Source organism: Pseudomonas sp. 09C 129 (genome assembly GCF_002843625.1).
Lineage (GTDB): Bacteria > Pseudomonadota > Gammaproteobacteria > Pseudomonadales > Pseudomonadaceae > Aquipseudomonas > Aquipseudomonas chlororaphis.
Genome location: NZ_CP025261.1, coordinates 1,208,231 through 1,228,967, shown reverse-complemented (window position 1 = coordinate 1,228,967; position 20,737 = coordinate 1,208,231). Strand labels below are relative to the sequence as shown.

Genomic DNA, 20,737 nt, shown 5'->3' with positions numbered 1-20,737 from the left:
GGCCCTTGCCGGACGGCTCCAGCGCCGCGCATAGTTATAATCTGGCATCAACCTACGAAGGGATTTCGCCGTGCGCTGGCTCAGGACTGCCATAGGTTTCACCGTCACTCTGCTGACCCTGCTCTGCTTGATCCCGGCCCAGGCCGCACAAGGCAGTAACTGGGCCGTTTTGCTCGATGAACAGGCCGACCTGCAACTGAGCGATATCCGCTCCCCGCGCTACACCAATCAATTCAGCCCGATCGAACTGGAACGCATCACCGCCGCCGAACCCGGAGGCGCGTTATGGCTGCGTTTCAAACTGCAACCGGGCAAGCACGAACAACTGCTGCGGATCTTCGCGCCCGACCTGTCACGCCTGGACATGTATGTGCTGGACGGCGACAACCTGGTCGAGCAACTGACCTCCGGCACCCAGCAGCCCCAGGCCGAACGGCCTTTGCCCAGCAGTGACTTCATGCTGCCGCTGCCGCAGAACCAGAAGACCCTCGATGTCTACCTGCGCCTGGTCTCCGACCATCAGTTGCGCCCTTACATCACCCTGCAACCGGCGGTCATGACCGCGGCCAATCAAGGCCAGAGCGTGCTGTACGGCCTGCTGTTCGGCTGCATGGGCATGCTGATGCTGCACAACCTGGTGCGCTACGCCTACACCCGTTCGCGCAGCAGCCTGTGGCTGGCGTCCTGCGAAGCCCTGGTGATGCTCAGCCTGGCGCTGATGCTCAACCTGTTCGGCCCCTGGCTGCCGGACTGGCACGCGATACAGACCCCTGGCGCCTACCTGGCGCTGTTGCTGACCACCCCTTGCGGGCTGATGTTCGTCTATCGTTTTTTTGCCCCGCTGGGCCCGCACCCACTGAACAAGCTGCTGCTGGTCGACATCCTGATGGTCGGCCTGTGCAGCCTGTTGCTGCTGTTCGTCGATTCGCTCCCGCTGAACCTCATCACCTACGGCCTGGTGGCCCTGGTCGGCCTGAGCATGCTGTTCATCGCCGGTTATCACTGGCACAAAGGCTACCGCCCGGCGCGCTACTTCGTGGCCGGCATGGGCATCTTCAACATCGGCGCGCTGATCGTGCTGCCGGCGCTGCTGGGGCTGACCATGGTCGCGCCCCAGGGCCTGATCATCACCCTGCTGGTGACCATGTGCCTGAGCGGGTGGGCGATGAGCATCGCCCTGGGCGAGCGCCAGCGCAGCATCACCGAGAACGAGTTCAGCGTCAGCCGCGACCTCGCCGCCAGCAACGCCGAGGTCAATGCCAAGGCCGAGTTCCTGGCCAAGATCAGCCACGAGATCCGCACACCGATGAACGGCGTGCTGGGCATGACCGAGCTGCTGCTGGGCACGCCACTGTCGGTCAAGCAACGCGACTACGTGCAGACCATCCACAGCGCCGGCAACGAGCTGCTGACCCTGATCAACGAGATCCTCGACATCTCCAAGCTCGAGTCCGGGCAGATCGAGCTGGACGACGTGCAGTTCGACCTCAATGCACTGATCGAAGACTGCCTGAGTATTTTCCGCGCCAAGGCCGAGCAGCAGAACGTCGAGCTGATCAGCTTCATCCAGCCGCAGGTGCCGCGCGTGATCAGCGGCGACCCGACGCGCTTGCGCCAGGCCATGCTCAGCCTGTTGGAAAACGCCCTGAAGAAGACCGACGAAGGCGAGGTCCTGGTGGTGGTCGCGCTGGACGAGCGCACCAGCAAACCGCGCCTGCGCATCGCCGTGCAGGACAGCGGCCAGCCGATGGAAGCCGAAGAGCGCGATGCCCTGCTGCATTCGGAACTGCACAGCAAGAACTTCCTCGCCAGCACCCGCCTGGGCGGCAATCTCGGCCTGGTCATCGCCCGCCAGCTGATCCTGCTGATGCATGGCGAGTTCGGGGTCAAGACCAGCGCCAACCAGGGCAGCACCCTGTGGCTGACCCTGCCGCTGGACCCTGAGCGCCTGGAGCACCCGACGTCCGACCTGGATGGCCCGCTGCAAGGCGCCCGGGTGCTGGTGGTGGACGACAACGACACCTGCCGCAAGGTCCTGGTGCAGCAATGCAGCGCCTGGGGCCTGAACGTCAGCGCCGTGCCTTCGGGCAAGGAAGCCCTGGCCCTGCTGCGCACCAAGGCGCACCTGCGCGACTACTTCGATGTGGTGCTGCTCGACCAGAACATGCCCGGCATGACCGGCATGCAACTGGCGGCCAAGATCAAGGAAGACCCGAGCCTGAACCACGACATCCTGCTGATCATGCTCACCGGCATCAGCAACGCGCCGAGCAAGGTCATCGCACGCAACGCCGGGGTCAAGCGCATCCTCGCCAAACCCGTGGCCGGCTACACCCTCAAGACCACCCTGGCCGACGAGCTGACCCAGCGCAACAAGGGCCAACTGGTCCCCCATCAGCCCCATTCGCTGAGCGGGGTTGCGGTGCCGGTCAAGGTGCCGAGCGACTTCCGCATCCTGGTCGCCGAGGACAACAGCATCTCCACCAAGGTGATTCGCGGCATGCTCGGCAAGCTCAACCTGCAGCCCGATACCGCGAGCAACGGCGAAGAAGCCCTGCAAGCGATGAAGGCCCAGCGCTACGACCTGGTGCTGATGGACTGCGAAATGCCGATCCTCGACGGTTTCTCCGCCACCCAGCAACTGCGGGCCTGGGAAGTCGGCAACCAGCGCGTGCGCACGCCGGTGGTGGCGCTGACCGCGCACATCCTCACCGAGCACAAGGAGCGCGCGCGGCAGGCCGGCATGGACGGGCACATGGCCAAGCCGGTGGAGCTGTCGCAACTGCGCGAACTGATCGAACACTGGGTGGCGCAGCGCGATCAGCAGAACCGCACCACGGCGCAACCGTCCTGAGCCGACAGTCCGGCAAACGCCTGTTAAACTCCGCTCGCCCTCCTTCGCTGTGAGTTTGCGCCATGCTCCATGTGCTGTTCAGCGTGTACCTGAAGATGCTGGTGCTCTACAGCCCCTTCTTCGTCCTGTCCTGCTTCATCAGCCTGACTCGTGGCTACTCCAGCAAGGAGCGTCGGCGCCTGGCGTGGAACGTCGCCCTGGCGACCCTGGCCTCCAGCGTGCTGCTGTATCTGTTCGGACGAGTGATCTTCAATGTGTTCGGCATCACCGTGGACGCCTTCCGCATCGGAGCCGGCAGCGTGCTGTTCATCTCGGCCCTGGGCATGGCCCAGGGCAAGTCGGCGATCCAGACCGACAACGTGCAGCAGGACGTGACCATAGTGCCGCTGACCATACCCCTGACCGTCGGCCCCGGCACCATCGGCGCCCTGCTGGTGATGGGCGTCAGCCAGCCGCACTGGGACGACAAACTCACCGCGATCCTCAGCATCGCCCTGGCCAGCTTCACGGTCGGCGTGGTGCTCTACCTGTCCAACCGCATCGAACGCATCCTCGGCGAGCAAGGCTTGCAGATCGTCAGCCGACTGATGGGCCTGTTCGTCTGCGCCCTGGCGGCGCAGATCATCTTTACCGGGGTCAAGGGGTATCTGGGGTAGAGGCAGCGGCAAGCTTCAAGCTACAAGCGGCAAGAACGAGCGGGCTCACTGGGGACAGTGAGCCCGTGTTTTTTCTGGGGTGGACTTTTTATGCCTGCAGTTGCCACTGCAAGGCATCCAGGGCGTCGCAGCCGTCTTGCAGCAACAGGTGGGCGGCGTTGACGAAGTGAATCAGATCCTGATCGCCCACACCTTTGACACTCAGGCAATTGAGGCTGTGCATCAAATCCCGCGAAGCCTTGATGCGCTGTACCGCCCCGCCATGCAGATCGGCTGCGGGCGCGTTGCGGTCGAGGTGGAAAATTGGGGTGGGGGTGAGATTGCTTTGTAGTGGGATGAACTCGGTCATTGGGAAGCTCCATGGTTAGCATTTCTGCATTCATAGGCTCGCTTTCCGACCGGCTAAGATCGGCCGCCGATGCGTCGGCGACCGGGCAACTATGGCTTCGCAAAAAAACTGCGACAACCCTCAATGTGTTGCCATTCTTTCCCTCTGACGGCCCCCACGCTTCCTGTAGCCGCTGCCGAGCCCGCGAGGCTGCGATAGGACCGAAGGTCCTCCAGCGGTTTCAAGACCCTGCGTCCGCTTCGCGGCCGATCGCAGCCTCGCAGGCTCGGCAGCGGCTACAGGGTTAGCGCCGACCGGTAGGTCGCGCCCGGCTTTTGATCTTGATCTACCCGCCCCATCGGGAGGCCGAGTGGAGGTGTTCATCAGGGGGATGGCGCGCAGCGCCCCTCGACGCAGTCGAGGACATCGTATGGAGGTCGAAGCGAAGCCGACCGGAGTCGATGCCCCCTGATGGACGCCGGAGCGAGGGAACCTGAGCGCAGCGAAGGCCGTACGCAGGGGCAAGCGTTTTTGCTTACTTTTTAGGCGTTTGTAAAAAGTGAGTCGCCGTAAGGGCGAAACCGCCAGCAGCCGTGACCGCAGCAACGGATATGTACACCGTCCAAGAAATGCAGCGCCAAAACGGACGCCATCGCGGGCAAGCCTCGCTCCTACGGTGGTTCGAGGTTGCCTAAGGTTTCTGCCCGTACCACCTCGGCGTATACACCCATTCCCCACCTCCAGCCTTGGGGAATACGCAAGTAGTAGAGGAGCCAACCAACACCATGGTCCGCATATCCACCTGCTCCGGCGTCAGCTCGCCCAGGGTGATAACCCGCAACGTCTGCCCCGGACGGCCGATATCCCGCCCCAGCACCACCGGCGTGTCCGCAGTGCGGTGCTGGCGCACGATCTCCAGCGCGCGCCCCAGTTGCCAAGGGCGCGAGCGCGAGATCGGGTTGTAGAACGCCAAGGCCAGGTCGGCCTGGGACGCCAGGTCCAGGCGCTTCTCGATGATTGTCCAGGGCTTGAGGTTGTCCGACAGCGACAGCACGCAGAAATCATGCCCCAGGGGCGCGCCAGCCTGTGCGGCGGTAGCCAGGGAAGCGGAAACCCCGGGAAGGACTTCCAGCTCGACCTGATGCCAGCTCGGCTCGCTGGATTCGTGCAGCGCTTCCAGCACCGCCGCGGCCATGGCGAAAACCCCCGGGTCGCCGGAGGACACCACCACCACCGAACGGCCTTGGGCCGCGAGCTCGAAGGCGTGGCGGGCACGCTGCATTTCTTCGCGGTTGTCGGTGCAGTGCATGACCTGGTCGGCGCGGAACGGGCCGGCCATGCGCACATAGGTTTCGTAGCCGAGGATATCGTTGGCCCGCGCCAGTTCGGCTTTCACCGCCGGCACCATCAGTTCGGCGGCGCCAGGGCCCAGGCCGATCACCGCCAGGCGGCCACGGGGGCGGCCGATCTGCTGCGGGTCCAGCGGCTGGCTGGCCACGGCAATGGCGATGTCTTCACCCACGCTGAGCGGCGGCAACAGTTGCGGCACGGCCTGTTGCGCCAGTTCGACCACGCTGCTGGCGGCCGGGGCGAAACGCAAAGGTACGCCCAGCTCGGCGGCGGCTTCGCGCAAGGCCGGGCTGGCCATCTCGGTATCGGCGGCCAGCAGGCAAGCGACGGACTGCACGGCGATTTTGGCGGTGTGCAGGGCGGCTCGCAGATGCGCGGCGAGTTCGGGGCCGCTATCGCGAGCAAGCTCGCTCCTACAGGTGAGGGCGATGAGGACGCTGCGCGGATAGATCAGCAGCTCATTGGCGGATGGCTCGCACTCGGCGGAGCCGACGCGAATGGTCAGCCGGGCCTGTTGGTCTTCCGGCAACTTGGCCTCGGCCAGCCAGGGCGCGGCGCCTTCGATGCGCACGCTTTCACCGCCCAGCAGATCGGAGACGAAACGCTTGCCCAGCTCCAGATCACCCAGGGCATAGCCGCTCGGTGGGTTGAGCAGGCAGGTGCCGAAGCGCAGCTCGCCGCTGGTGGTGATGGCCGCCGCCACACCCAGGCCGGCGGCGATTTCCCGGGCCATGACGTTCACTCCGCCCAGGCCACCGAGCAACGGCACCACGGCGCTGCCGTCTTCGGCCACGGCCAGCACCGGCGGCTCCGCGCCCTTCTCCAGCAGCAGCGGCGCCAGGGTGCGGATGACGATGCCTGCAGCGCACAGGGCGATGATCGGCGTGTCCTGTTGATACAGCTGACGCAAGGTCGCGCCGAACTCCTGGTACGGGCGGTCGGCGCCCTCGACCCGTTCGGCCAGGCCGTGGATCAGCGCATCCGGGTACAGCTGCTGAAGCTTGCGCGCAGTCGCCAGGCTGCCTTGGCCAAGGATGACGATGGCCGGTGCGGAACGGGCCATCAACCTTGCCACCTTTCACCGGGCACGATGATCAACGAGAAATACGGCGAGGACATCGGCTGCACTTCATCCAGCGGCAGGATCTTCTGGTTGGCCATGGTCGCGCGCTCGACGTACAGCGCGCGCTCGGCCAGGCCCAGCTCTTCGAGCACCTGGCGCACCTTGGGGAAGTTGCGCCCCAGCTTCATCACCACCGCCGCGTCGGCATCGGTCAGGCGGCGCTTGAGTTCGTCATGGGGCAACACGCCGGAGAGCACCGACAGGCTCTGGTTGCGATACACCAGCGGCGCGCCCAGCACCGAGGCGCCACCGAGCATCGAGCACACCCCCGGCACCACTTCGGCCGGGTAACGCTCGGCCAGGCGGTCGTGCAGGTACATGTAGGAACCGTAGAAGAACGGGTCGCCTTCACAGATCACCGCCACATCGCGGCCGGCGTCCAGGTGCCTGGCCAAGTCTTCGGCGGCGCTGTCATAGAAGTCGCTGATCACTTGCTCATAGGACAAAGGCGCCGGCAGCACTTCGGTGGTCACCGGGTAGACCAGCGGCACCAGGGTCTGCGCGCCTTGCAGGTGTGCTTCGATGATGCCGAAGGCATTGCCCTTTTTACCCTTGGCGACGAAGTACGCCACCACCGGCGATTCGCGCAGCAGGCGCAGGGCCTTGACGGTAATCAGTTCCGGATCACCGGGGCCGACGCCCAGGCCGATCAAACGTCCAGGTTGCTGCATCATTCGATCTCCGTGGCCAGGGCGTTGACGGCGGCGGCGGCCATGGCGCTGCCGCCCAGGCGGCCTTGCATGATCACAAAAGGCACGCCGCGGCTGTCGGCGGCGAGCATCGCCTTGGACTCGGCCGCGCCGACGAAACCTACCGGGAAACCGAGGATCAGCGCCGGTTTCGGCGCGCCGGCGTCGAGCATTTCCAGCAGGTAGAACAGCGCGGTCGGGGCGTTGCCGATCACCACCACGCTGCCTTCCAGGTACGGCCGCCACAGTTCCAGGGCCACCGCCGAGCGGGTGTTGCCCAGCTCGCGGGCCAGCTCCGGCACGCTTTCGTCGCGCAGGGTGCAGATCACCTGATTGTTCGCCGGCAGACGGGCGCGGGTAATGCCTTCGGAGACCATGCGCGCATCGCAGAGAATCGGCGCGCCAGCGGCCAGGGCAGCGCGCCCGGCCTTACCCGCGCCTTCGGAGAACTGCAGGCCGTCGATGGCATCGACCATGCCGCAGGCGTGGATCACCCGCACCGCGAGCTTTTCCAGGTCCGCGGGGATGCGATCGAGCCTGGCCTCCTCGCGAATGATCGCGAAGGAGTTGCGATAGATCTCCTGACCGTCGCGGATGTAATCAATCATGGGTGTTGCTCCGTGGGCGGGCATCGAGCAATGCGCCGGCCGCTTCAAGGGAAAGGTTGCGTGCGTGCAGCGTGCCGAAACCCGGCTGCGCGGCATCGCGAAAATAGAGGTCGTAACGACCGGGGGCGACGGCCAGCAAGGTAGCCGGTGCCACATGGGCGGCGGCGCAGGAACGCGAGCAGCCGGACAGGTGCACGTCCAGCTGATGTCCGTGACGCTGGAGCAAGGCAGCCAGCTTCAGCGCGTCGCCCTTGGTGTCGGCCAGGGCCTTGCCGCAGCCGCTGGAACCGGTGCAGGCAATCAGGTGGGCCAGGGGCTGCTCTGGCGAGCAGAGAAACCCCAGCTGTTGCAGGCAGCGCGTGACTTCAGGCGCATCTTCGGCCCGCAGATTTGGCAGCAACAGGCTCTGCCAGGGCGTGAACCTCAGGCTGCCGTCGCCCCATTGCTCAGCCAGCTGCGCCGCGCCGCGCAGCATCGACGGGGCCAGCCGCCCCAGGGGCGTGACGGCACCGACATAGACCTGGTCCGGTTGCCGCTGTGGATAAGTGCCGATATGCAGCGGCTCGGAAGGGGCCACGCGCTGCCAATCGCCAATTCTGATCACCGGCCCCGGCAAGCGCGCGGACACCTGCGCCAGCAGCGCGTCCGCCGAGTGTTCCGCCAACAGCTGGCGCATGCGGGTCTGTTCGGGGCGGGCCAGGTCGAGGAACAGCTCCAGCACCGCCACCACCAGGGCCAGCCCATCCTCCAGCGCCACGCTGGCCAGGGGCCGGTCCCCAGGGCAGCCGGCCAGACCGAAGGCCAGCCAGGGCTCGCCCGCACCTTCGAACGCCGAAAGCCACAGGTCATGGGGATGCTCCAGCATGGCCAGGGCCTCGCCGCCGTCGAGTTGCACGGCGAACTTGGGCGACAACTCATGAAAGCGCGGATGGCTTTGCACAGTGGCGAGAATCTGCCCGGCCAGGGGACGGGTGTCGACGATCATCGTGCGGTCGATCCCGGCCGTGGGGCTGAGCATCAGGTTGCGCACGTCATCGCCGGCCGCAGTGGTCGGTCCCAGGCCGGCGGCCAGCAGATCGGCGATCAGCGCCTGATGTTCGGCGCCGATCCCGCGAATCTGCAGGTTGGCGCGGTTGGTCGCCTCGATCACCCCGCCGGCATAACGCTCGGCCGCAGCGGCCACCGCGCGGGCCTGGGCGATGCTGATCGCCCCGCCGGCCAGCTTGATCCGGCAGATACCGCCGTCCAGTGCCGGGACGATACGCAGCAACCCCGGACAGGCCGAGGGGCGTAAGGCGGTGGACATCGGGCGTTCGTTCAAGGGGGTGACCGGCTGTGTGGGAAAGGCGCTTCGTGGGCGAAGGCGCGGTATTATGCCTGCTTTGTCCGAAGGCATGAAAAGCCTGCCTGTCGGAAGAACAGGTTTTACCCTCGAGGAATAGCGATGTCGCCCTGGCTGACAGTAGTGGGAATCGGTGAAGACGGCTTCAAGGGCCTGGGCAAGAACGCCCGGCGGGCCCTGATGGGCGCTTCGCGGATCGTCGGCGGCCAGCGGCAACTGGACCTGTTGCCGGTGTGCATCCGCGGCGAGCGGCAGCTGTGGCCGAGCCCGCTCTCACTGGAGCCGGTGCTGGCCAAGCGCGGCGAGCCGGTGTGCGTGCTGGCCAGCGGCGACCCGATGTTGTTCGGCGTCGGCGCCAGTCTGGCGCGGCAGGTGGCTCATGAAGAAATGCATGTCCTGCCCTCGCCTTCCTCTTATTCACTGGCGGCCGCTCGCCTGGGCTGGCCGCTGCAAGAGGTGGTGACGCTCTCGGTGGTCGCCCGCCCCGTGGCGGCCCTCAGCGCCCAGCTGTTCAGCGGCGTGCGCCTGCTGGTCCTGAGCAATGACGGCCTCAGCCCCTCGGCCATCGCCGCGCTGCTGCGCGAACGCGGCTTCGGCCCGAGCCGTCTCAGCGTGCTCGAGCACCTGGGCGGCGAGGCCGAACGACGGACCGACAGTACCGCCAACGACTGGAGCGACCCGGCCATCGCCGACCTCAACCTGGTGGCCATTGAATGCCTGGCCGAGCCCGATACGCCGCGCCTGTCGCGCCTGGCCGGCTTGCCCGACTCGGCCTTCCAGCATGACGGCCAGCTGACCAAGCGCGACGTCCGCGCCATTACCCTGGCCCGCCTGGCACCTGTGCCTGGCGAACTGTTGTGGGATGTCGGCGCCGGCAGCGGCTCGATCGGCATCGAGTGGATGCGCGCGCACCCCAGCTGCCGGACCCTGGCCATCGAAGCCGACCCAGGCCGCCAGCAACTGATCGAACACAACCGCGACGCCCTCGGCGTGCCCGGCCTGCAACTGGTTCGCGGCAGCGCGCCCCAGGCGCTGGATGGCCTGGAAGCCCCGGACGCGATCTTCATCGGCGGCGGCGTGACCCGCCCCGGCGTGCTCGACGCCTGCTGGGCCCGGCTCAAGCCCGGTGGCCGGCTGGTGGCCAACGCCGTGACCCTGCAAAGCGAAACGACCCTGATGGCCTGGCGCGAACGGCATGGCGGCGAGCTGACCCGCATCCATGTCGCCCAGGCCCTGCCGCTGGGGGACTTCGACACCTGGCGCCAGGCCCTGCCCATTACCTTGCTCGACCTCGTCAAGCCGCTATGAGCACCCTGCCCTCCCCTGTAGGAGCGAGCTTGCTCGCGATCCAGACCACGCGGTCCGTCTGGCGGACGCTATCGCGAGCAAGCTCGCGCCTGCACAAGGCCGCGCGGCATGCGTGAAGAAACGGCGGAACAACCGGCCCCGCTGCGCAGCGGCCTGACCACCGGCAGCTGCGCCACCGCCACCAGCCTGGCGGCGGCGCGCCTGTTGCTCGGCGGCGCCAGCAGCGACGCCGTGGAGATCGTCCTGCCCAAGGGCAAGCAGGTGCAGATGCGCCTGGAGTTCTGCCGCCTCACCGACACCGGCGCCGAAGCCGGCACGATCAAGGATGCCGGCGACGACCCCGACGTGACCCACGGCGCCCTGCTCTATTCCCAGGTGCGCCTGAGCCCGGACAGCGGCATTCGTTTCATCGCCGGCCAAGGCGTGGGCACCGTGACTCGCCCGGGGCTGGTGCTGGGTGTGGGCGAGCCGGCGATCAATCCGGTGCCGCGCCGGATGATCAGCGAACACCTGGCAACCCTGGCCCGGGAACAGGGTTACCAGGGCGGCTTCGAGGTCACGGTCAACGTCAAGGATGGCGAAGCCCTGGCGCTGAAAACCATGAACCCGCGCCTGGGCATTCTCGGCGGCCTGTCAATCCTCGGCACCAGCGGCATCGTGCGGCCGTTTTCCTGCGCGGCCTATATCGCCTCGATCCACCAGGGCATCGATGTCGCCAAGACCAACGGCTACCTGCACATCGCCGCCTGTACCGGCAACGCCAGCGAAGACACCATGCGCCGCGTCTACGACCTGCCGGAAATCGCCCTGATCGAAATGGGCGACTTTGTCGGCGCCGTGCTCAAGCACCTGCGCAAAGTGCCGGTGGACAAGCTCAGCCTGTGTGGCGGTTTCGGCAAGATCAGCAAGCTCGCGGCCGGGCACATGGACCTGCACAGCCGCCACTCCAGCATCGACCTGCCGCAACTGGCCGAGTGGGCCGCGGCGGTCGGCGCCGACCAAACGCTGCAAAACGCCATCCGCGGTGCCAACACCAGCCAGCAGGCACTGGCCATGGCCAGCACCGCCGGCATCGCCCTGGGCGACGCGGTGTGCCAGCACGCCCTGGATTTCGCGCGCAGCGTGGTGCCGCCACAGGTCCAGGTCGAAGTCTTCGCCATCGATCGCCAGGGCGGCATCGTTGGCCATGCCGGAGCTTTTCGATGAAACCCATACTGCTGCTGGGCGGCGTGACCGAGGCCCTGGCCATCGCCCGGACCCTGGGGCCGGAGCACATCTATAGCCTGGCGGGCATCGGGCGCGTGCCCGCAGACCTGGACTGCCAGGTGCGGGTCGGCGGCTACGGCGGCGCCGAGGGCCTGGCCCGGTTCATCCGCGAGCAAGGCATCGAGCTGCTGCTGGACGCCACTCATCCCTATGCCGCCCAAATCAGCCAGAACGCCGCCACGGCCGCGCAGCTGTGTGGCATCCCCTGCTGGGCCCTGCGCCGACCGGCCTGGCAGGCGCAGGCCGGCGACGACTGGCGCGAAGTCCGCGACTGGGCCGAACTGGTCCAGGCACTCGAACCCTTCAAGCGCCCGCTGTTCACCCTGGGCCGCGAGCCCTTGCAGCATCTGCATGAGATCCCCGCCGGGCAGTTCTGGACCCTGCGCGCCCTCGACCCATACCCCGGCAATGACCGGTGCGAAGTGATAGGCGCACGCGGCCCCTTCCTGATCGACAGCGAACGCGAGCTGTTCGAACGCCGCCGTATCGACGTGCTGATCAGCAAGAACAGCGGCAGCAGCGCCACCGAACCCAAGCTGGAAGTGGCGCGCGAGCGTGGGGTGCCGGTGCTGATCCTGCAACGGCCGTCGTTGCCAGCCGTCGATCGGGAATTCCATGACCTGGACGAATTGCTCCAGGCCCTGCGCTGACCGCCTGGCCGCGCAAAACCCGGCCGATACATCGAGTTACCAAGTCCCCCGCTGAACGGTAGGACACAGCCCTGGCCGCCGCGCCACGGGACCTTCGCGTATTGAAGACAGAGGAAACACTTGCAGCGTTGGCCACGGACAGGCTTTGCGGCACGATCAAAGGCCTACCCATATAGTAACTTATTTGTTACCTTTAAGGCCGACGATGATCACAGTCGAGGAATACCAGCAAGAGAACCAGCGCAGCCCCTTCGGTCGCTGGTTCGAAACGCTGGATACCCAGGCAGCCGTCAAGGTTTCCACCGCGCTGCTGCGCCTGGAAATGGGCAACACATCCAACATCAAGTGGTTCGACGGGCTTGGCGAATACCGCATCGATTGGGGCCCCGGCTACAGAATCTACCTGATCCAGGAAGGCCGGCACCTGGTGATCCTGTTTGGCGGTGGCGACAAGTCCAGCCAGCAGGCAGACATCAGGCAGGCAAAAAAACTGATCGCCAAATTCCATCACCGCAAGAAGGCCGAACTGAAAACGAGGTGACACCCATGGCACTGACTCGAAGCTTCAAGCACAGCATTGCCGAACGCGCCGAGCGCGACCCGGCGTTTTCCCAGGCGCTGCTGGACGAGGCTGCTACGCTGTTTCTCAACGGCGAACCGGAGATGTCGCGGATCATTCTGCGCGACCTGGTCAACGCCACCGTCGGCTTCGAAGCCCTGGCCCGCGAGACCGCCAAGCCCAGCAAGAGCCTGCATCGCATGCTGTCCGCCAGCGGCAACCCGAGCATGGACAACCTGGCCGCAATCTTCGCCGCCATCCGCGCCAAGCTCGGCGTGGCCATCGAGGTCCGCGCGGTACCGGCTCACTGAGGAACGGCCAATCCAGGTGGCTCTGCGACACCACACCGCACGGCGCCTTTTTACTTATCCACAGCGATCAGGCTAAATACCCCCCTGTTCGCTCAACCTGACGGATCGTCACCATGTCCCGACAACGGCTCGCATTTGCCTGGATCGCCTGCTTCGCAGTGCTGTTCAACATGCTTGCCATGCCGCTTTCGGGAGCCATGCAGCAGGCCGATCGAGCACCTGCCGAGCAACTGTTGTGGGGCAGTTTCTGTTCCTCCAGCGGCACCAAACTGGTGGCGATCTCCCTGGGCAAGCTGGAACAGCAAGCCCCGCAGAACGACGATCACTCCACGATGCAGCACTGCTGGTGCTGTTCCGGCTCGGCACCCCTGGTCGCCCTGCCAGGCCATGCGCCGCAGTTGTATTTCGCCCGTTTCGAGTCCAACCGCAGCGTCGCGCCACCCGCGCTGGTCATGCCCACGCCACGCCAGCAATGGCCGAGCCTCAATCCCCGCGCTTCACCTCTGGTCTGATTCCACCTCGCAATTGATCTGCGTGTCGAATCGTTCTGGAGAACTGCCATGTTGAAATCCGTACAGGCCCTGCAAGCCCTGCTGCTGGCCGCCCTGCTGTTGCCCGCTGGTTTTGCCACCGCCCATGAATACCAGGCTGGCGAGTTGCAGATTGCCCACCCCTGGTCACAGGAGCTGCCGCCCAACGCACCGACGGTGGCGGCCTATTTCGTCATTCACAACACCGGCAAGAATGCCGACCGCCTGCTCGGCGTCGACTCGCCGATCTCGGGCAAGGCCGAGCTGCATGAACACGTGCAGCAGGGCGACCTGATGAAAATGCAGCAGGTGCCCAACGTGGCGATAGCCCCAGGTGCGACCGTCACCTTCGCCCCCATGGCCTATCACGTGATGCTGCTGGAGCTCAAAGACCGCAGCCTGCTCAGCGACGGCAAGCGCTTCCCGCTGACCCTGCACTTCGAGAAATCCGGCGACGTCACGGTCGAGGTGGCAGTGCAGAAGCAGGCGCCCGTGGGCAACCAGGAACACATGCACGCCCAATAAGCCCCGGCCATCGTTACCGTGAATGCCTTGCGCTCGCCTGGCACCCGGCGATCCGTGCGCACGCCCCTGAAAGTACGGCGCGGCAGCTGGATCAGCCTGTTCGCCATGCTGATGATCTTTATCGGTCCACTGATTTCCCAGTCGATGCCGATGGATCAGGCCATGCCGATGAACCTGTCCATGTCGATGGACATGAACATGGGCGAGCCCGGCTGCCACGGTGAAAACCCTCACGGCACGGAGCACGGCAAGGTCCAGGGCGAACACCATGCGCTCTGGGAAAAATGCGGCTATTGCAGCCTGCTGTTCAACTGCCCGGCACTGCCTGGCAGCCTGTCGTTCACAGCACTCGACAGTTCACCGTCCAGCCACTTCCTCACCCCCTCGCCGCGCCTGGGCCATGCCCGGCAGACGGTGTTCCCCGGCGCCCGGACCCGCGCGCCACCTGTCATTGCGTAAACCCCTCAACCGCACTTCACCCGGCCGACTGTAGAAAAGACAGCCGCAGGCTGCTGGCCGTGTTGTTTACGAAATGATTGATGGAACCTTTATGTCCAGGTTTTCTGCTGACACTCGCCTGTGCTCCGCCCAGGCCCCCGCTACCTTTGCCCTGAACGAACCTCGCGTACGTTTCAACCACGCCATCGCCCTGCTCTGCGGCGCCCTGCTCACGCCGCTGGCCCTGGCGGCCGAACAACCGGTGGATCACAGCCAGCACGGCGAAGAACTGAGCCCGACGGTGATCACCGCCATCGCCCCCAGCTCACCGCTGACCGTGGTCACCAACCCCAAGGATCCGCGCCAGCCGGTCCCGGCCAGCGATGGCGGCGACTACCTCAAGACCATCCCCGGCTTCGCCCTGGTGCGCAACGGCGGCACCAACGGCGACCCGGTGCTGCGCGGCATGTTCGGCTCGCGCCTGAACATCCTCACCAACGGCGGCATGATGCTCGGCGCCTGCCCTGGCCGCATGGACGCGCCGACCTCCTATATCTCGCCGGAAACCTACGACAAGCTGACGGTGATCAAGGGTCCGCAAACCGTGCTCTGGGGGCCGGGCGCTTCGGCCGGGACCATCCTCTTCGACCGCGAGCCGGAAAACTTCGGCGAGCTGGGTACCCGGGTCAATGCCAGCGTCCTGGCCGGCTCCAACGGCCGCTTCGACAAGGTGGTGGATGCCGCCGCCGGCGGACCGCGGGGTTACGTGCGGGTGATCGGCAACCAGGCCCATTCCGACGACTACAAGGACGGCAACAACGACACCGTGCCGTCGCGCTACGACAAGTGGAACGGTGACGTGGCCCTGGGCTGGACCCCGGACGCCGACACCCTGCTGGAGCTCACCGCCGGCAAGGGCGACGGCGAAGCGCGTTACGCCGGGCGCGGCATGGACGGCTCGCAGTTCAAGCGGGAAAGCCTGGGCCTGCGTTTCGAGCGTTCCAATATCGGCGAGGTGCTGGATAAGGTCGAGGCGCAGGTCTACTACAACTACGCCGACCACGTGATGGACAACTACAGCCTGCGCACGCCGTCCGGCACCGGGATGATGGCCGGCCCCATGGCCAGCAACGTCGACCGCCGCACCCTCGGCGCGCGGATCAAGGCCACCTGGCGCTGGGCCGATGTGCAGTTGATCAGCGGTATCGATGCGCAGACCAACGAGCATCGCCAACGCAGCGCCATGGGCATCGACACCTATAAGGACCAGCCGCGCACCAAGGACGCCGACTTCCATAATTACGGCGCATTCGGCGAACTGACCTGGTACGCCGCCGATCGCGACCGGCTGATCAGCGGCGCCCGAGTGGACCGCGCCTCGGCCAAGGACTACCGCCAGAGCATCGGTTCCGGAATGATGGCCAGGCCCAACCCGACCGCCGGCGATACCCGCGCCGACACTCTGCCCAGTGGTTTCATCCGCTACGAGCATGACCTGGCCGACAGCCCGACCACCGTCTACGCCGGCCTCGGCCACGCGCAACGTTTCCCGGATTACTGGGAGCTGTTCTCGCCGAAAATGGGCCCGTCCGGATCGGTCAACGCCTTCGATTCGATCAAGCCGGAAAAGACCACCCAGCTCGACTTCGGCCTGCAATACAAGACCGCGGAACTGGAAGCCTGGGCCTCGGGCTATATCGGCCAGGTACGCGACTACATCCTGTTCAACTACCGCCCCGGGATGATGGGCATGACCTCGCAAGCCGAGAACATCGACGCCCGCATCATGGGCGGCGAGCTCGGCGCGGCCTACAAGCTGACCGACAACTGGAAGGCCGACGCCACCCTCGCCTACGCCTGGGGCAAGAACAGCAGCGACGGCTCGCCGCTACCGCAGATGCCGCCGCTGGACGCGCGTTTCGGCCTGACCTACAGCGCGGACAACTGGAGCGCAGGTGCCCTGTGGCGAGTGGTGGCGGCGCAGAACCGCATCGACGAAAACAAGGGCAACGTGGTCGGCAAGGACTTCGGCAAGAGCGGCGGCTTCGGCGTGTTCTCGCTCAACGGCGCCTATCGGATCAACAAGAACCTGAAGGTCAGCACCGGCGTCGACAACCTGTTCGGCAAGGCCTACGCCGAGCACCTGAACCTGGCCGGCAACGCCGGGTTCGGCTACCCGGCCAATGACCCGCAAGCCATCAACGAACCGGGGCGCACGCTCTGGACCAAGGTGGATCTGAGCTTCTAAACACAACAACAAATGGAGCCGCTGCCGAAGGGCTGCGATAAGGCCGAAGGCCTTCAGCGCTATTGAGTACGTTGCGGCCGTTCCGGCCGATCGCAGCCTATCGGCAGCGGCTACAGAGAGTAATTGCCCATGCGGAGCATTCCCTGATGAGCCAACCGAAAGTGTCTTTCTACAACCTGGCCTGGCGCTGGCATTTCTACGCCGGACTGTTCGTGGCCCCTTTCATGGTGATGCTGTCCCTGACCGGGATCATCTACCTGTTCAAACCCCAGCTCGACCCGCTGATGTACGGCCACCTGCTGCAGGTGCCGGCGGGGCACCACATGCTCAGCGCCGATGAACAACTCCAGCGGGTCCGGGCCGCGTATCCCCAGGGCCATGTCAAACAGTACCTGCCGCCGCTCGAAGCCGGACGCAGCGCGCAGTTCGTGGTGCAGAAGGAAGGTGGCGAACTCAATGTGTTCGTCGACCCTTACCACGGCAATATCCTTGGCGAGCAAGACGCCAAGAACAATCTGCAAGCCATCGCCCGGGCCATTCATGGCGAGCTGATGATCGGCACCCTCGGCGACCGCCTGGTGGAACTGGCCGCGGGCTGGGGCATCGTCCTGGTGGTGTCCGGGCTGTACCTGTGGTGGCCGCGCGGCAAGTCTTCGGCCGGGGTGTTGTGGCCGCGGTTCAGCAGCCGCGGCCGTGTGCTGTGGCGCGACCTGCACGCCGTGGTCGGCTTCTGGGGCGCGGCGTTCCTGCTGGTGATGCTGCTCAGCGGGATGACCTGGACCGGCTTCTGGGGCAAGCAATACGCCGAGCTGTGGAATCGCTTCCCGGCGACGATGTGGAACGACGTGCCCAAGTCCGACCAGCAGGCCGGCGAGCTCAACACCGCCAGCCGCCAGACCGTGCCCTGGGCCATGGAGAACACACCGTTGCCGATGTCCGGCGACCATGCCGAACACATGGCCCACGGCGCCGCGCACGAAGGCCCGGCGGCGCCCACGGTCAGCCTGCAGCAGGTGCAGGACATCGCCACCCAGCGCCAGGTCGAAGCCGGCTACAGCATCACCTTGCCGACCAGCGCCAGCGGCGTGTTCACCATCGCCGTGTTCGCCGACGACCCGCGCAACGACGCCACCCTGCATGTCGACCAGTACACCGGCAAGGTCCTGGCCGATGTGCGCTGGCAGCAGTACAGCAACGTCGCCCGCGCCACCGAAGTCGGGGTGATGCTGCACGAAGGCAAGATGTTCGGCCCGTTCAACCAGATCGTGGTGCTGCTGATCTGCCTGATGATTCTGCTGAGCGCCGTCAGCGGCCTGGTGATCTGGTGGAAGCGTCGTCCTCAGGGGCGCCTCGGTGTACCGCCGCTGCGCCATGACCTGCCGAAATGGAAAACCGCGATGGCGATCATGCTGGCGCTGGCCGTGGCCTTTCCCCTGGTCGGGGCCTCGCTGGTGGCCGTGTGGCTGCTGGATCGCGTGCTGTTGTCGCGCTGGAACCGCTCGACTGAATCAGCCTCATCTTCATCATGAATCAGGCGAGATGCGCGGTTTAGAGGGATCTGTAGACTGCTGTCGGTTCAATTTACGACACGCATAATGTTACTTTGTAACATTAAAGTGTAAGATCCCCTACCCGCAGCCGCCCATGCTGCGGGTAACCCTCTCGAAGAAGCGACTCAGCCGCCCCGATGAACCGCCCGACAACTAAGCTCCTGGCGTCCAGCCTCTGCCTGCTGACCCTGAATCACTCCGCCCAGGCCGACGACGCCCCCCTGATACTGCCCACCGGCACCATCAGCGCGCCTGCCATCGATACGCAGGACATCAGCCTGCACACCCCGACCACCGCCGGTTCGCGCCTGGGCCTGAGCGCCCTGCAAACCCCGGCCAGCACCGAGAGCCTGAGCGGCGAGCGCATTCGCCAGCGCGGCGACCGCAGCGTGCAGGACGCGGTGTCGCGCAGCACCGGGATCAGCCGCACCGGCACGCCCGGCGACGGCGGCACTTCGTTGTCGGCGCGCGGCTTTACCGGCCAGGGTTCGGTGATGCAGCTGTACGACGGCAATCGCCTGTACAGCGGCATGGGCACCGTGACCTTCCCGGTGGACACCTGGTCGGTGGAGCGGGTGGATGTGCTGCGCGGTCCGGCCTCGGTGCTGTATGGCGAAGGCGCCACCGGCGCGGTGGTCAATGTGATCCCGAAGAAACCCTTCGCCGGCGAGATCGAAAACCACCTGCGCCTCGGCTACGGTTCCTACGACAGCCAGCAGCAAGCCCTCGACAGCGGCGGCTCGCTGAGCGACACCCTGAGCTATCGCCTGAACCTCAACCGCCTGCGCAGCAACGGCTGGATCGATCGCGGCGACAGCACCAGCGACTTCATCAGCGCGGCGCTGCGCTGGCAGGCCACGGACGACCTGGCGTTCACCCTCGCCCACGACTACGGCGACCAGCAGCCGATGAATGATTTCGGCACCCCGCTGGTCAATGGCCGCTTCCATGAGGGCCTGCGGGACAAGAACTACAACATCGGCAACGACAAGCAGCACTACAACGATCAGTGGACGCGCCTGACCAGCGAGTGGCAGCTTTCCGACAGCGTCAGCGCCAGCAACGAGCTGTATTACCTCAAGGCCCAGCGCCGCTGGCAGAACGCCGAGAACTACAGCTGGGACACCGCCGGCCAGCAGCTTCTGCGCAGCGGCAATTTCGCCATCAAGCACCAGCAGGAGCAGGTCGGCGATCGCCAGACCTTCACCTTCAAGCACAGCCTGTTCGGCCTCGACAGCCAGACCCTGGCCGGGGTCGATTACAACCGCATCCGCTTCCAGCTCAATAGCAACTCGCCGTTCAAGGATGCGCTGCCGGATGGCCAGCCGCTGGATCTGCAACACCCGGACAAGGGCCGCTTCGACAGCGCCTCGGCCTATCGCCCGCAATTCCAGAGCACCACCAAACAGATGTCGGCCTTCGCCGAAAACCGTACCCAACTGAGCGAGCGCTGGTCGCTGGTGACCGGCGTGCGCCGCGACTACGTGCAGGTGGATCGCGACAACCTGGTGGACGGCAGCCAGAGCGACAAGACCCTGACCGGCAACAACTGGAAGGCCGGGCTGGTGTTCGCCCTGACGCCGGACACCTCGTTCTACGGCCAGTACGCCACCAGCACCGACGGCGTCGGCGGCCTGATTTCCCTGAGCCCGAGCCAGCAGCAATACGACCTGGCCCGCGCCCGGCAGAGCGAGATCGGCCTCAAGCAGATGTTCTGGGACCAGCGCGGCGAGTGGACCCTGGCGGCCTATCACATCGTCAAGAAGAAGCTGCTGACCGACGACCCGGGCAACCCGACGCTCAAGCAACAGGTCGGCCAGCAATCGTCCCGTGGCCTGGAAGCCAGCCTCGAGCTGCAACTGCCCCACGCCTGGCAACTGCAAGCCAATGCCGCCATCGTCAAGGCCGAGTACGACGACTTCCAAGAACAGGTCGGCAACCAGTTCGTCTCGCGCAGCGGCAATCGCCCGGTGGACGTGCCACGGCGCACCGCCAACCTGTGGCTGAACAAGGCGGTGACCGATAACCTGCGGGCCGGCGCCGGGGTGCGTTATGTCGATGCCCGCTACGCCGACCTGGCCAACCGCAACGAGCTGCCCAGCTACACCGTGGTCGACGCGGTGCTGTCGTGGAAAGCCCTGCGCGATACCACCTTCGGTTTGCAGCTGAACAATCTGTTCGACCGGCAATACGCGCAAAGCCAATACAATGAGGGCCAGCAATGGATCCTCGGCGAACCGCGGTCGTTTTTCGTGACCGCCGATTACGCCTTTTAACCAATACCTGTAGCCGCCGCCGAAGGCTGCGATCGGTCTGCGCGGCACTCCGACGCAGCACACGCGCTCTTGAGGTCCTCGGAAGGTCCTGCGGACCTTTTCGCAGCCTTCGGCAGCGGCTACAGG

At 65.7% G+C, this 20,737-nt stretch carries 18 protein-coding genes; 13 read left to right on the top strand and 5 right to left on the bottom strand.

Annotation, left to right across the window (positions count from 1 at the left end):
- Window positions 1-70 precede the first annotated feature (70 nt).
- On the top strand, window positions 71-2,854 hold the full coding sequence (locus CXQ81_RS05700) for a hybrid sensor histidine kinase/response regulator (protein WP_101336719.1): 2,784 nt from the start codon (window positions 71-73) through the stop codon (window positions 2,852-2,854).
- A 62-nt stretch (window positions 2,855-2,916) separates the two neighbouring features.
- Window positions 2,917-3,510, top strand: coding sequence for a MarC family protein (locus CXQ81_RS05695; protein ID WP_007923493.1), 594 nt, complete (start codon window positions 2,917-2,919; stop codon window positions 3,508-3,510).
- 88 nt (window positions 3,511-3,598) lie between these two features.
- Here CXQ81_RS05695 and CXQ81_RS05690 read toward each other — a convergent pair whose 3' ends face one another.
- The 5 genes from CXQ81_RS05690 to cobG form a co-directional block, all read right to left on the bottom strand.
- Entirely contained in the window at window positions 3,599-3,859 is a 261-nt protein-coding gene (locus tag CXQ81_RS05690; protein WP_007923491.1) for a hypothetical protein, read from the bottom strand.
- Between the two features lie 670 nt (window positions 3,860-4,529).
- Window positions 4,530-6,251 (bottom strand): precorrin-3B C(17)-methyltransferase, encoded by a 1,722-nt coding sequence (cobJ, locus tag CXQ81_RS05685; RefSeq protein WP_101336718.1) that lies wholly within the window; start codon window positions 6,249-6,251, stop codon window positions 4,530-4,532.
- Window positions 6,251-6,982 carry a precorrin-2 C(20)-methyltransferase gene (locus CXQ81_RS05680; protein WP_101336717.1) on the bottom strand — a complete coding sequence of 244 codons (732 nt, stop codon included), beginning with the start codon at window positions 6,980-6,982 and terminating at the stop codon, window positions 6,251-6,253. The genes cobJ and CXQ81_RS05680 overlap by 1 nt, the downstream gene beginning before the upstream one ends.
- Window positions 6,982-7,608 (bottom strand): precorrin-8X methylmutase, encoded by a 627-nt coding sequence (locus CXQ81_RS05675; protein WP_101336716.1) that lies wholly within the window; start codon window positions 7,606-7,608, stop codon window positions 6,982-6,984. Before CXQ81_RS05675 ends, CXQ81_RS05680 begins: the two co-directional genes overlap by 1 nt.
- A complete protein-coding gene (gene cobG, locus CXQ81_RS05670) occupies window positions 7,601-8,914 on the bottom strand; it encodes a precorrin-3B synthase (RefSeq protein WP_305886555.1) in 1,314 nt (437 codons plus the stop codon). Before cobG ends, CXQ81_RS05675 begins: the two co-directional genes overlap by 8 nt.
- Window positions 8,915-9,052: 138 nt before the next feature.
- On the opposite strand from cobG, the gene cbiE reads away from it, so the two are divergent.
- The 11 genes from cbiE (at window position 9,053) to CXQ81_RS05615 (ending at window position 20,611) form a co-directional block, all read left to right on the top strand.
- Window positions 9,053-10,258: a precorrin-6y C5,15-methyltransferase (decarboxylating) subunit CbiE gene (gene cbiE / locus CXQ81_RS05665; protein ID WP_101336714.1), complete on the top strand. Its 1,206-nt coding sequence runs from the start codon at window positions 9,053-9,055 to the stop codon at window positions 10,256-10,258.
- A 108-nt stretch (window positions 10,259-10,366) separates the two neighbouring features.
- On the top strand, window positions 10,367-11,464 hold the full coding sequence (locus CXQ81_RS05660; protein ID WP_101336713.1) for a cobalt-precorrin-5B (C(1))-methyltransferase: 1,098 nt from the start codon (window positions 10,367-10,369) through the stop codon (window positions 11,462-11,464).
- The gene (locus CXQ81_RS05655) at window positions 11,461-12,174 is read left to right on the top strand and encodes a cobalt-precorrin-6A reductase (RefSeq protein ID WP_101336712.1); all 714 of its coding nucleotides are present in this window, start codon (window positions 11,461-11,463) and stop codon (window positions 12,172-12,174) included. The genes CXQ81_RS05660 and CXQ81_RS05655 overlap by 4 nt, the downstream gene beginning before the upstream one ends.
- 205 nt (window positions 12,175-12,379) lie before the next feature.
- Complete coding sequence (locus CXQ81_RS05650; protein ID WP_101336711.1) at window positions 12,380-12,715, top strand: type II toxin-antitoxin system RelE/ParE family toxin; 336 nt, start codon at window positions 12,380-12,382, stop codon at window positions 12,713-12,715.
- 5 nt (window positions 12,716-12,720) lie between these two features.
- Window positions 12,721-13,044, top strand: coding sequence for a DNA-binding protein (locus tag CXQ81_RS05645; protein WP_007932872.1), 324 nt, complete (start codon window positions 12,721-12,723; stop codon window positions 13,042-13,044).
- Between the two features lie 113 nt (window positions 13,045-13,157).
- Window positions 13,158-13,556, top strand: a complete 399-nt coding sequence (locus tag CXQ81_RS05640; RefSeq protein ID WP_101336710.1) for a DUF2946 domain-containing protein — start codon at window positions 13,158-13,160, stop codon at window positions 13,554-13,556.
- A 48-nt stretch (window positions 13,557-13,604) separates the two neighbouring features.
- Window positions 13,605-14,099, top strand: coding sequence for a copper chaperone PCu(A)C (locus CXQ81_RS05635; protein WP_101336709.1), 495 nt, complete (start codon window positions 13,605-13,607; stop codon window positions 14,097-14,099).
- Window positions 14,100-14,204: 105 nt separating this feature from the next.
- Entirely contained in the window at window positions 14,205-14,558 is a 354-nt protein-coding gene (locus CXQ81_RS05630) for a DUF2946 domain-containing protein (RefSeq protein ID WP_371860895.1), read from the top strand.
- Between the two features lie 91 nt (window positions 14,559-14,649).
- A complete protein-coding gene (locus CXQ81_RS05625; RefSeq protein ID WP_101336707.1) occupies window positions 14,650-16,785 on the top strand; it encodes a TonB-dependent copper receptor in 2,136 nt (711 codons plus the stop codon).
- Between the two features lie 146 nt (window positions 16,786-16,931).
- Complete coding sequence (locus CXQ81_RS05620) at window positions 16,932-18,314, top strand: PepSY domain-containing protein (protein ID WP_007930931.1); 1,383 nt, start codon at window positions 16,932-16,934, stop codon at window positions 18,312-18,314.
- 158 nt (window positions 18,315-18,472) lie between these two features.
- Complete coding sequence (locus CXQ81_RS05615; RefSeq protein WP_101336706.1) at window positions 18,473-20,611, top strand: TonB-dependent siderophore receptor; 2,139 nt, start codon at window positions 18,473-18,475, stop codon at window positions 20,609-20,611.
- The last annotated feature ends 126 nt before the right edge of the window (window positions 20,612-20,737 follow it).